Source organism: Paenibacillus sp. FSL K6-1330 (assembly GCF_037976825.1).
In the GTDB taxonomy this organism is placed as follows: domain Bacteria; phylum Bacillota; class Bacilli; order Paenibacillales; family Paenibacillaceae; genus Paenibacillus_AQ.
The window spans coordinates 5,376,210-5,388,874 of record NZ_CP150269.1 but is presented as its reverse complement, the minus strand read 5'-3'; the positions used below and the strand labels follow the sequence as shown (position 1 = coordinate 5,388,874).

The 12,665-nt window shown below is 50.9% G+C and carries 11 protein-coding genes; 8 read left to right on the top strand and 3 right to left on the bottom strand.

What is annotated here, in order from left to right; genetic code table 11:
* The first annotated feature begins 76 nt into the window (after positions 1 to 76).
* Genes NYE54_RS24545 through NYE54_RS24535 form a run of 3 tightly spaced genes read left to right on the top strand, consistent with a single transcriptional unit; the run spans position 77 to position 2,450 of the window.
* Positions 77 to 442: a PadR family transcriptional regulator gene (locus tag NYE54_RS24545; RefSeq protein ID WP_339266855.1), complete on the top strand. Its 366-nt coding sequence runs from the start codon at positions 77 to 79 to the stop codon at positions 440 to 442.
* Positions 439 to 993, top strand: a complete 555-nt coding sequence (locus NYE54_RS24540; protein ID WP_339266853.1) for a hypothetical protein — start codon at positions 439 to 441, stop codon at positions 991 to 993. Before NYE54_RS24545 ends, NYE54_RS24540 begins: the two co-directional genes overlap by 4 nt.
* The gene (locus NYE54_RS24535; RefSeq protein ID WP_339266851.1) at positions 990 to 2,450 is read left to right on the top strand and encodes a serine hydrolase domain-containing protein; all 1,461 of its coding nucleotides are present in this window, start codon (positions 990 to 992) and stop codon (positions 2,448 to 2,450) included. The genes NYE54_RS24540 and NYE54_RS24535 overlap by 4 nt, the downstream gene beginning before the upstream one ends.
* Positions 2,451 to 2,642: 192 nt before the next feature.
* On the opposite strand, the gene NYE54_RS24530 is transcribed toward NYE54_RS24535, so the two are convergent.
* Positions 2,643 to 4,628 (bottom strand): LTA synthase family protein, encoded by a 1,986-nt coding sequence (locus NYE54_RS24530; RefSeq protein ID WP_339266850.1) that lies wholly within the window; start codon positions 4,626 to 4,628, stop codon positions 2,643 to 2,645.
* A 105-nt stretch (positions 4,629 to 4,733) separates the two neighbouring features.
* A complete protein-coding gene (locus NYE54_RS24525) occupies positions 4,734 to 5,882 on the bottom strand; it encodes a class I SAM-dependent RNA methyltransferase (protein WP_215158674.1) in 1,149 nt (382 codons plus the stop codon).
* A 162-nt stretch (positions 5,883 to 6,044) separates the two neighbouring features.
* On the opposite strand from NYE54_RS24525, the gene NYE54_RS24520 reads away from it, so the two are divergent.
* Entirely contained in the window at positions 6,045 to 6,680 is a 636-nt protein-coding gene (locus tag NYE54_RS24520) for an O-methyltransferase (RefSeq protein ID WP_339266849.1), read from the top strand.
* 233 nt (positions 6,681 to 6,913) lie between these two features.
* Here the strand turns inward: NYE54_RS24520 and NYE54_RS24515 are convergent, their stop codons facing one another.
* Positions 6,914 to 8,125, bottom strand: coding sequence for an MFS transporter (locus tag NYE54_RS24515; RefSeq protein ID WP_076325712.1), 1,212 nt, complete (start codon positions 8,123 to 8,125; stop codon positions 6,914 to 6,916).
* A gap of 237 nt (positions 8,126 to 8,362) precedes the next feature.
* Between NYE54_RS24515 and hemE the strand changes: the two genes are divergently transcribed.
* The 4 genes from hemE to NYE54_RS24495 all read left to right on the top strand — a co-directional run bounded on the left by hemE (position 8,363) and on the right by NYE54_RS24495 (position 12,662).
* Positions 8,363 to 9,421, top strand: coding sequence for a uroporphyrinogen decarboxylase (hemE, locus tag NYE54_RS24510; protein WP_339266847.1), 1,059 nt, complete (start codon positions 8,363 to 8,365; stop codon positions 9,419 to 9,421).
* Positions 9,422 to 9,456: 35 nt separating this feature from the next.
* Entirely contained in the window at positions 9,457 to 10,398 is a 942-nt protein-coding gene (hemH, locus tag NYE54_RS24505) for a ferrochelatase (protein ID WP_215158667.1), read from the top strand.
* Positions 10,399 to 10,539: 141 nt separating this feature from the next.
* Positions 10,540 to 11,856 (top strand): CapA family protein, encoded by a 1,317-nt coding sequence (locus NYE54_RS24500; RefSeq protein WP_339266844.1) that lies wholly within the window; start codon positions 10,540 to 10,542, stop codon positions 11,854 to 11,856.
* 32 nt (positions 11,857 to 11,888) lie between these two features.
* Positions 11,889 to 12,662 (top strand): glycerophosphodiester phosphodiesterase family protein, encoded by a 774-nt coding sequence (locus NYE54_RS24495; RefSeq protein ID WP_076325716.1) that lies wholly within the window; start codon positions 11,889 to 11,891, stop codon positions 12,660 to 12,662.
* The last annotated feature ends 3 nt before the right edge of the window (positions 12,663 to 12,665 follow it).

Sequence of the window (12,665 nt, the reverse complement as noted above, 5' to 3'; positions counted from 1 at the left end):
GGGCTTTTTTACATATTGATATACGTATTTGAATTATATACTTGATTCCGATATATATTTTTGTTAAATTGTTGTCATGGATAGAACAAGTTTAATTAAAGGGCATTTGGAAATGTGCGTATTGGCCATTCTGAGTCATGGAAAGAGTTATGGTTACGAGATTATGAAGGAGCTGGAGAAACACCGACTGAAATTGAAGGGAGTAGGAAGCATTTATCCAATCCTGTCCAAGCTGAAAGATCAGGGATGGGTGACGGATACGAGGGAGTTTAGCGAGAGCGGTAAAGCCAGAGTGTATTACGAAATAACGCCTAGCGGAGATTTGTTTCTGGATAAGAAAATTCAGGAGTGGCAGGAGCTGCAGCAGGATATTCGATCATTGCTTTCATCGAATGTGCAGCGTTTTGAAGATGGCGTGGAACAGGAGAGCCAGAGATCATGATATTATCCTATGAAGAAGAACAATTTATCGCGGCCGTTCGCCGCGAGTTGAAACGATACGAAATGACGTCAAGCCAGGTCGAGGCCGTTGTCGAACAGATCCAGGAGCATCTGGAGGCAAGCAGGGAGCACGGGGAGAATGGTCTTGAAGATCTGGGCTCTCCCAATATGTATGTCAGGGATTATGCAGAGGTGCAAGGTTTGGTTAGAGTACAAGACGCCAGGGATCTCGAGTCTGTTCCTGAAGAACCGGAACCGCGTAGCGGGCGGCTTAGTGTATGGGGCTTTATGAAATATCCACTGGTCTTTGCGGCCGTTTATATCCTATGTCAGCTGTTGTTTTCCTTCTCATTAACGACGGCATGGGTGAAGGGGTTTGAGATAACCGGCTTCAATCTGTTGTACCGGATATCCGATCAGATGTGGTGGAATATGATGTTGATCGTATCCAGCCTTTCGATATCGGTGCTCGTTACGATTCTGGTCTACGTCTTTGGTAAAAGAAAACATAGACGTGCCCTCCGTTTTACAAAAGGAGGAAGCGTGTTATGAGAAAGAAGTGGACGTATGTCGTTGTAACCGTTCTAGCATTTCTACTTCCGACATGGGGGAACGTTGTCGAAGCGGATGAAGGCATGACCGATAAGGTTGCCCTCTACATGAAAGCGATGATGGAGGAATATCAAATTCCGGGCCTTTCCGTTGCCATCGTACAGGATGGGGACACGCTGTATACAAACAGTTATGGCGTTACAGCAGAAGGCAGCACGGTCAGCTCCAATACTCCATTTTTCCTCGGATCCATCTCCAAATCCATGACGGCGTTAGGGATTGTCCAGCTTGTGGAGTCGGGCCAGGTCGACTTGGATGAGTCCATTGGGACCTATCTGCCATGGTTTGCGGCCGAAGCGTCTTCCGAGGCGTCGTCAATAACGATAAGGCAATTGCTTGCTCAGACGAGCGGATATAGTACATATACGGGCATGGAGTATTCCGATGTGGGTGCGAAGGATGCTTCTGCCCTGAAAGAGAATGTGCGCAATCTCTCCCACGCGAAGCTTAGCAGAGCGCCAGGGGAACAACATCAATACAGTAACGCCAATTATATGATCCTGGGTGCAGTTCTGGAGGAGGTGTCGGGTCAATCCTATGCCGATTATATGGAGCAGCATGTGTTTGGCCCGCTGGGCATGAGTACAGCTGCAGCCGATGAGGAGCGGGCGGTTCGATCCGGGTTTGAACAAGGGTATCAATCCTGGTTCGGCTATCCGCGAGTGAGCAGCGTTCCCTATGACAATAGCGGTGCTTCTTATGGTTATATCACGGCGAGTATCGACGATATGGCACGGTATCTCCAATTTTTGCTCCAAGATAACGACATGTTGCTTCGTCGAGAATATAAGGAGCTGCTCCTGTCGCCTCTAGTTCAGCATCGACCGGATCGCGCCTATGGTTTTGGCTGGAGAATAAGCGAGACGGACCAAGGCGAGACTCTGGTATGGCATTCCGGATCAACGCCGGAGGCACGGGCGGAAATCTTCTTCATCCCTGATCGGGGCGTAGGGGCCGTTATTTTAACCAACAAGAATCACATTTTGGAGGAAGCCAGATTGTCTCAGGTCTCAAAGGATTTGAGGGGGATACTAGACGGACAAGACCCGAAACCTCCTTCCGCTGGAGTCCATCCGATGATTTGGGGATTGGCGGGAACTTTGTTCATCCTGCTCGCTATTCTGATATGGTTGCTGCTAAGAATGAAGAAACGCAACTTGAAGTTATATCTCACGCTTCCGCTGAGTTTGGTTCTATTTGCGATGTCAGCTGGCATCATTCCGCTCTTCACGCGTCTGACAAGCTCCCCTTGGAATTCCATACGACTCTTTGCACCTGACATTGCCTATATGACACTCGGGATTGTTGCTAGCCTGGCATGGATGGGGCTTGTGCTGATGTACGGAACGCTTGTCAATCGGAGAAAACATCTTGAGTCGGTTACCCGCCGGGCTTGATATAAGAAATGTTACCAGTAAAAAGATGATTCTTCATAAATGCAGCTAGGCGTGCCTCTTCGGACACGCCTAGCTCGAAAAACCAACCAGGCTGATGGATATGATCAGCCTGGTTGGTTTGGTTTAAAGCAGCCCCAGTCAACAGCGATCAGAGGCTGAATAAAATTTGGAATTTGTTAATGTTAGGCCCGGTTATCGGGCATTCGCTTCGCCCTGTGATTTAAATAACTTCAGCAGGTCATACGTGATCACTTGATCGGAAATACGCAGCTGCTCCTGTGTCTTATCATAACCTTCACGGCAGGCCTGAATATCGGTCGGCTGACGCGTCGCAAGATCGTAGCAGGTTCCCCCTTCAAGTCCGGCCGTTTCGGTTGGCAGGTAGAACACTTTCTCATCGGAGAATGCGCCGCTGCGCAGCGGAATTAGACGCGGCTTGTTATCCAACAGATGGCTTCCGATCCAGTAATACGGTTCTTTTGGCACGCCGAGAAGATGAAGAATACTTGGTGTCACGTTCATCATGCCAGCGGCTTCCGGATATACTCCGGCTTGCTTCCCATCAGGCAGGCGGATGAGCAGGGGAACCTGATTCATGATTTGCTCCATGTCGAGTGCATTCAGTTCTCGTCCCAGGAATTTCTCATAGTCCGCTTTTTCTTTGATCGAATTGTCGTGATCCCCATAGATGATCAATATGGTGTTATCCCACAGTCCTTGCTGTTTCATCTGCTCGACAAACTGGCCGAATGCTTCGTCAACATAGTGGATCGACTGCAAATAGTTCCCGAATATTGAGCCTTCAAAAGCCCCTGTATCCAGCTTCACCCCATCCTTGGGGACATAATACGGATGATGGCTCGTTAACGTAATCAGGAAGGAATAGAAGGGCTCTTTGATGCCTTTCATCGCATCCAGCGATTGCGCGAAGAACGCTTTGTCGCTCAATGACCATCCCTGCACATCGTTCATTTCAAAATCTTTCTTGCTGTAAAACCGGTCGTAATTCATTTCTCGGTACATTGTGGTACGGTTCCAGAAGCTGCTGTCATAGGCATGGAACACGTTTGCGCCATAGCCCTGTTCTTTCAGAATCTCCGGAAGGGTATCGTACTCGCGATCAGCATATCGCGTAAATACGGAACCTGTAGGCAGCGGAAGCAAGGAGCTGTGCGTGACAAAGTCCGCGTCGGACGTTCGCCCTTGACCGGTTTGATGATAAAAATTGCTGAAATACATACTGTCCTTCATCAAACGGTTGAAGTTAGGGGTGATTTCCTGCCCCCCGATCGACTGGCCGATGACAAAATTCATGAAGGCCTCCGTCTGAATCATGATGACATTGCTGCCTTTATACTTGCCAAACAAGGCGTCCGTATCGGACGGCTCCATACGTTTAGCATCAAACCATGCCTTGATCTGATTGATTTCCTCTTCCGGAAGCTTGGGCTGCCCCACGAGATGATCTCGTCCATAACGGTAGATATCATAACCGTGAAAGCCGATCAGTCCCGTCACATTATACAGCGTAATATTCCACCAATTGCCTTCAAAGAGGCCAACGGCCCATGTATTGGACGCTTTCTTGATCGGAATGAAAGTCATGACCATGCCGAGGATGAACACAAGTGTGCCTGTTACCAAACGGCGAATGATCCGGTTCCGCCGATGCTGGCGATTTTCACCCGGGAGAGTGTAAGTTCCCAAGGTGGATCTCCGTTTGCGGAACACCATCACGGCAGTAAATGGGACGATCATAAGCCAATCGATAAAAAAGAACAGATCGGACGCATGAATCAGGGAACGAATGCTATCCCCGAGGGAACCGACTTGTCCGGCCTGCATAAGTACCGGCACTGTAATGAAATCATCGAAGTAGCGATAATAGATCAAATCGGCGTACAGAATCCCCGTCCATAAGAGATTTAAGAAAGTTAAGGCCGCAAGCCGGCCTCTTGCCGGAAGCCACAAGGTCCAGAAGGAGATCAGCAGGAGCGAGCCAACAGCGATCACATAGTCTGTCTGATCCAGCTTCATGTTGGTAATATGGAGATGATGATCAAGCATGATCAGCTTGTACATCATGAGGATAAGGAATAATAAATATGCGGTGTATCGGTAATGCAGCCCTTTGGAGACCCGGCTTCGGATATCGCTCCATGATGGGGATGAGAGCACGTGGGTATCCTCCTTTTTTCAAAAACATCTTTTTATTATAGCTTGGCCTGGATGACCGAGCAAAAAAGCCGCCCAAGGGCGGCGATTGCAGGAAGCGTCATTTCGTTATTCCGCCGATTTGTTACGCGGCGGCAAGGGGCCCAGGTATTGATAATACTGGCATTCGATCCGGCCATTGAACAGCTTGCGGCGCTTGTCCGCCTTGCGGCCGAAGTAATGCTCGAATTGCTTGGTCGGGCTAAGCGCGAAGAAGGACCAGGTCGGGAGTGAATGCGTTACGGATCCGAGCTGGCGAATGAGACGTTCAACCTCTTCTTTCTCGCTTAACCGCTCGCCATAGGGTGGATTGGTGATAATACAACCATATTCACCTTCAGGTATGGCTTTGGCAGCAGGGAGGACTCTAAAGTCGATTTCGCCGGCAAGTCCCGCACTTTTGGCGGCGGCTTTGGCTACTTCGATCGCTTTCGGGTCGATATCGCTTCCGGCGATATGCAGCGGAATATCGTCCTTCACAGCGTCAAAAGCCTCCTCGCGCGCATCTTCCCAGAGGTTGTCTCCGATGATATCCCAATGCTCGGACGGGAACGAGCGGCGCAGGCCGGGCGCAATATTCCAGGCCATCATGGCGGCTTCGATCAGAATGGTGCCCGAACCGCAGCATGGGTCATACAGCGGACGATGCGGGCCCCAGCGGCTTAATTGCAGCAGGGCGGAAGCCATGGTTTCCTTCAGCGGAGCTTCCGTAACCAGCTTGCGGTAGCCACGTTTATGAAGGGCTGGTCCTGTAGTATCAAGGGTCAGTATGGCTCGATCCTTCAAGAGAGAAACCTCGACTACATAACGGGGGCCGTCCTCGGGAAACCATTCCGTACGGTGCGAGAGCTTCAGCTTCTCCACGATTGCTTTTTTCACGATGCCCTGACAGGCGGGAACGCTGCTAAGCTGCGATTTATGGGAACGCCCTTCCACAGGAAATTCGCCATCCGCCGGAATCCACTCTTCCCATGGAAGAGCTTTGGTTCCTTCAAAGAGTTCGTCGAAGGTAAAGGCTTTAAACTCACCCATCTTGACGAGAATACGGTCCGACGTCCGGAGCCACAGATTGCAGCGGCAAATATCAATCAGGTCACCTGAAAAGGTAACTCTACCATTCTCTACTTCCATGTCGGTGTACCCGAGCTCTTTCAACTCGCGGGCAACGACAGCTTCCAGCCCCATCGGGGCCGTCGCGATCAATTGTAATCGAGGCATTAACGACGTCAACTCCATTTAACATGTGTACGGCGATAGTCGCCGCCGGTTCAATCTATATAGTATAGGCGATTGCATTGACTAAGACAATTATCATATGATAGTTCTCGTTAGGTTTAACGGGAAACAACGCATCTTATGAAGACAAAGGAGGCGGATTCATTGCTTACGACCCCTGATGATTATGTTAACCAATTATACCCTGAAGATGAAGAGCTTCAGTTCGTGATAGAGGTCATCCGCGAGCATGGGATGCCGGAGGTTTCGGTGGCACCGGTATATGGCCGACTGCTGACCATGCTGGTACAGACGGCCGGCGCTAGAAATATTCTCGAAATCGGTGCCCTTGGCGGTTATAGCGGCATCTGTCTGTGCCGAGGGCTTCCTGCGGACGGCAAACTCACCTCACTCGAGCTGAAGGAAGAATATGCGCAACTTGCAGGCAGGCATCTGGAGAAGGCCGGATTCAAGGATCAGGTGGAGTACCGCATCGGTCCGGCGGCGGATAGTCTGGAAGCTTTGAAGCAGGAAGGGCGGACATTCGATTTTTTCTTTATTGATGCGGATAAGGAGAACTATCCTCTGTACTTGGAATATGCCTTGGAGCTTGCGAATCCGGGTGCGCTTATAGCTGGGGATAACTGCTTTTTGCGCGGCAGAACACTGAACTCGGAGAAGAACGGTCCTTCGGTTCAAGCGGTACGCCGGTTTAATGAAGTCATCGCGACGGACAAGAGGCTGATCAGCACGCTGCTGCCCGCTTATGACGGGCTGATCCTTGCACGAGTTAAAGGATGAAACAATCAATAGCGAGATGTGCTGGACGATCAGATAACCATTGGAAGGAGTGCATCGGGTCATTTTGTAGCTTGCCGCCTGGTATAATCCGGCGCATGGCCCATGGATGTAGGTGATTTGACGGGTACATGAATATAACAAAGGGCTGTCCACGGGTCGATGTAGACCACGGGACAGCCCTTTGTTGTTTGGTTTGGGAGACTCGCTCCATCTAGATGACAGACCCAGGGGGATCAACGATATTTGGGCGAAGGCTTTTGCGAGAACAGCTTTCGTCTCACCCACATCATATTGATGATCAGCAGGCAGCCGGAAGTAATAAACAATCCTTCGATTCCGATGAAACCGGATAAGAATCCGCCGATCACCGCGCCCAGCATGTTGCCAAGCGCAAGCGAGCTTGTATTGAAACCAAAGGAGCGGCTTTCCATGCCGTCCGGCGTGTAAGAGCGAATCAGCGCGTTGACACTCGGCAGCAGCCCGCCCATGAAGACGCCCATCATGAACCGCACAATAATCAACTGCCACACCGATTGAACGAAGGCTTGCGGGATCAGCGTAAGTCCCGTACCGATCAAGGCGTAGGTCAAGATGCGGTGCGCACCGACCTTGTCGCTGAGCTTGCCGAGAATCGGGGAGGCGATCATGTTTGACAGCCCCGTTACGGCTACAACGAACCCGGCCCATATCGCAATATCCACCGCGGTTCCATGCAGTTTCTGAACGTACAGCGGGAGCAGTGCCATGGGACTAATCATGGCGAATTGCAGCAGGAACGTGACGGCGAATAACGCCGGCAGCTGCGGAATGTGGCTCAGCTCTTTAAGCCCGGCAATAACCGAGGGCTGCGGCGCCTTGGCTGCCTGCTCGCGGTTGAAGTTTTCTTTAACCAGGAACAAGGCAAGCATCGAAGCGGCAAAGATCAGTCCGCCGGTGATATAGAAGATTGGCCGGAATCCGACCCAACTGGCCATGAGTCCGCCGATCAACGGACCGAGAATGGTGCCTGCAACTTGTCCCGACTGCATGATGCCCATCGCAAATCCCATTCGATTCTTTGGCGTCGTGCTTGATACGAGCGATATCGCCGCAGGATTAAATCCCGATATGGTACCGTTCAGCAAACGCAGAACCAGCAGATGCCATGGATGGGTAGCAAAGCCCATGCAGGCAATGACCAGCGCCATGCCGAAGCCGGAGCGCAGCAGCATGATTTTGCGTCCGTATTTATCTGCGACTTTTCCCCAGATCGGTTGAAAAATGAATGATGTCAGGAAGTTGGCGGCGAATATCAATCCTGCCCATAGTCCTATTTCCCGGTCTCCAACAACATTCAGGTCTTGCGCCAGGTATAATGTCAGGAACGGGGTGATCATTGTCATCCCGGAGTTGACCAAAAACTGTCCGAACCAAAGCACAATGAGATTGATTTTCCAATTGGTCAATGTGCCCTTCACTTCCTTTCTAAGCTGTCGAGCCCGGAATGACCGGGCGAATTGCGGGAGTACCCTAAAAATGCCGTTCTTTCAGTATAACATATTTAAAAAGTGCCAAAAGCTAACAATGTCATAAGATTGTCATGTGATTTTCATAGGATGTCCATGTAAGACGGTTGTTACTTACTTTTAAAAAGGGCATAATGAAATTTAGGAAACTTTATACACATTGATGGGGGCCTAATCATGACCTATAACGATCAATTCATTCGCGCTTGCCGTAAGCAGGAAGTGAATCATGTTCCTGTGTGGTACATGCGTCAAGCGGGACGCTACGACCCGGAGTATCGAAAGATTAAAGAAAAGTACTCCTTACTGGAAATATGCAGTCAACCGGAGCTGGCGGCAGAGGTAACCTTGATGCCCGTACGGAAGCTTGGTGTAGACGCGGCTATTTTATATTCCGATATTATGAATCCCGTTGCCTCAATCGGGGTAGACTTCGATATCGTGAAAAATATCGGCCCGGTGATTGATAATCCGATCCGATCTGCGGCGGATGTAGAGAAACTACGCCCGATTGATGTCGAGGGGGATCTTGGACATGTCCTGGAGACGATCCGTATCCTGGATAAGGAGCTGGAAGTGCCGCTTATCACATTTGCCGGCGCTCCGTTCACGATTGCCAGCTACCTGATCGAAGGCAGACCATCCAAAAATTATCTTCGCACGAAAGAGCTCATGTACAGTGAGCCGAAGGTATGGTTCTCGCTGATGGACAAACTTGGGGATATGGTGATCGCTTATTTGCGTGCCCACGTCGCTAACGGCGGGAAAGCGTTTCAATTGTTCGACAGCTGGGTGGGGGCATTGTCTCCACAGGATTTCCAAACGTTTGTCCTACCAACGATTACGCGTATTTTTGCGGAGCTTCAGGACCTGAGTGTTCCGAAAATTTATTTTCCAGGCGTGAGCTCGGGTGAGCTGCTCCCTACGCTTACGCATCTCAGCACGGATGTCATCGGTCTCGACTGGCGAGTGTCCATTGCAGAAGGACGCAGCCGTTTAGAGCATAAGTATGCTGTTCAGGGCAATCTGGACCCGACCGTTCTGACCGGACCGATGCCGGTCATCCAGCAGTATGCGAAGGAGATTATCGATCAAGGGATTCAGGAGCCCGGCTTTGTGTTTAATCTAGGGCACGGTTTATTCCCGGAGGCTTCGCTAGAGAAACTGCGTGAGTTGACATCGTATATTCACGAATACTCCGCTCAGGCACTGCACGCAGGTGCACAACGCTCTTAAATGTTGAATATTTTATTAGTCAGAGGTGAGTTGGTATGAAGAACAAGATTGGCGTGTTGGTTATGTCCTACGGTACTCCGGAGAACATGGAAGGAATCGAGAGTTATTATACCCACATCCGTCGCGGGAACAAGCCGTCGGAGGAGCAGCTCAAGGAGCTTACTGACCGCTATGAGGCGATTGTTGGGGGGGTCTTTCCACTCCGGGAGAATACGGACCGACAGGTACGCACGCTGGAGGATACATTAAATGCGGATCCTCGCGCGATCGATCTTGAGTTTGTATGCTATCAGGGACTAAAGCACGCAGCACCGTACATCGAAGATGGTGTTGAGCAAATGGTGCGGGACGGCATTAAGGAAGCCGTCGGCATCGTGCTGGCACCTCATTACTCCACCATGAGCATCGGATCCTACGTGAAGCGCGCTCAAGCCAAAGCGGATGAGTTGGGACTTGAGATCTCGTTTGTGGAGAGCTATCACATGCATCCGAAACTGATCGAGGCCTTTGCCGATCGGGTGTCCGCCAAGCTGAACCAGTTCGAGGAAGCAGGGGCTGACCGGGACAGCGTGAGAGTGCTGTTCAGTGCTCACAGCCTCCCGGAACGCATTTTGTCCATCGGAGATCCCTATCAGGAGCAGCTGCTCGAGACATCCAAAGCCGTAGCCGAACAGGCCGGCGTCAAGAAGTGGCAGTTCACATGGCAAAGTGCTGGTCGGACGGCGGAGCCTTGGCTCGGTCCTGACATTCTGGATACGCTGCAAACGTTGAATAAAGAAGAGCAGGTCGAGGATGTACTGGTTGCGCCGGTCGGTTTCGTCTCGGATCATCTTGAGGTCCTGTACGATCTGGATATTGAAGCCAAAAGCATTGCCAAGGAAATGGATATGCGGCTTGAGCGTATCGACTCCTTGAACAGTGACCCGCTTTACATGGAAGCGCTCAGCGATTCCGTGATCACCTTGATAGGTCTGTAAATCCGTTATTACCGGAAATTCGAATAGAAGCTTAGATATAGAACTCCCCGGTGACGGGGGGTTCTATTCTTTATATGGAAGCTGGTATAATGGGGGAAGCGACTTATAACGCGAGCTCATAAGTGAATAAAGGAGTGACCTATGCATCTGTCACGATCAGAGAAAAGCAAGGCCGAGAAGAAGGCCCGTAAGCAGCGAACCGGACGGGTTTGGATCATGCTTAACTTATGTTTGATTTTTATGATCGCTGCTTTGCTTGTCTATCATTTTAAATTTAAGGAAAATCCTGTTCAGCAAACGGCTTATCCGCTTGGTATGCCGGACTTTGGCATGGAAGGGGATCAGGCGGATAGCCCCGGCTCCGGACAACAAGCTGACGGGGAGGGGGCGGATTCGAAGCCTCCGAAGACGACGGAGACTGGCGAACCCCCAGGTTCCGATAGGACCGAGCCAGAAGGCAGCGCAACAGATGATCCTACCGATTCCGCGATGGCAAAGCGGGTGGTTATGCATTTTGCAGGGGATACCTTGTTCTCGGGCAAGGTGGAGGCTGAGCTGAAGAAGCACGGATATGATTATCCCTTCAAGCATCTGGGCACCGCATTCCTGGAGGACGATCTAACCGTGCTTAATCTGGAAACGCCGGTTACGACCGGAGGCGTTGGCGCGGCCAATAAGAAATTCGTATTCAAGTCCTCACCGGACGTATTGCCGGCTCTCCGAGATGCGGGAGTAGAGGCCGTTAATCTGGCTAACAATCACATCCTGGATCAAGGCCAAGAAGGACTTTTGGATACCTTGAAGCACTTGAAGGACCAGGATATCCGTTATGTGGGAGCGGGACGGAATGAGGAAGAAGCCTTCGCGGCCCAGTATTTCGAGCTTCAGGGCATGAAGGTTGCATTGCTTGGATTCAGCCGTGTGCTCCCGGAAACGACCTGGTACGCGCTGGAGAACAGGCCGGGGGTGGCCGGGGCGTATGACCATGTGCTGCCCAAGGCGGTTGAAGCGATCCAGGCAGCGCGTTCCAAGGCCGATCTGGTGGTCGTGATTGCCCATTGGGGCGAGGAGCTTCATAAGACGCCAAATGTCCATCAGATCAATCTCTCACGCGCGTTCATTGACGGCGGGGCTGACCTGATTATCGGCGGGCACTCCCATGTGCTGCAGGGATTGGAGCAGTACAAAGGCAAGTGGATTGCCTATAGTACCGGCAATTTTATATTTACTAAATCGTCGAATGAAGATACGTGGAAAACAGCCGTATTCCAGGCGTCATGCAGCAAGCAAGGAGATTGTGACTTGAAGCTGACGCCTTATCGTACGGAGATCGGACAGGTCATCCCGCTTGAAGGCAAAGAAGCTGAGGCCTTGCTGAAAGAGGTGGAGAAGCGATCCGTTGGCGGCGTCAAAATAGCGCTTGATGGTGAAGTAATTGCAGGCAAGGCTGTGGAATAATTCGTTAAACGTTACAGCAAGGAGGTCCCACCATGAACAATTTATGTGTGGCTCACCGGGGATTTTCCGGTAAAGCACCTGAAAATACGCGCGCAGCCATTCAGATGGCGATGGATGAGCCCTTCGTGCATTGGATGGAAATTGATGTGCAATTGACTCAGGACGGGGTCCCTGTAGTGATACATGACTTCAGCGTGGATCGTACGACGACCGGGAAGGGCAAGGTGAAGGATCTGACCTGGCAGCAAATCCGGAGGATGGACGCCGGAGAATGGAAGGGACGCCAATTCAGGGGAGAGCAGGTTCCATCGCTCGATGAAGTCCTGCAGCTTGTCAAAGGCCGATTGAAACTTAATATCGAACTTAAAACAAGCGGAGATATGTATCCCGGCCTTGAGAAGGCCGTTCTGGAACGGATTCATGCCCACCGGATGCTTCCGGATGTGGTGCTCACTTCCTTTGAGCCAAAAGCCTTGATGAAAGCGAAGGAATTGGAACCTAATGTGAGAACCGGACTTATTATTGATGCGCATCCTCGCAATTTGGTAGCACGCCTGAAGCAAATGAAATGCTCCTTTTTATCCATCGGCTACTCCCATCTGGATGCGGCCTTCGCGTCGGATTTGGTGAAGAATGGCATTACGCCGATGGCCTGGACGGTGGATGATGCGAAGAGCATGAGATCGCTGGCCAGAATGAATCCTGCCATCATGATCTGTACGAACCGCCCCGATACATGGGGGCAGATTTTTATCCATAAAATTGCACCTAAAGTTCCATTCTGGCGAAGAAAATGGAGGTTTTAATGT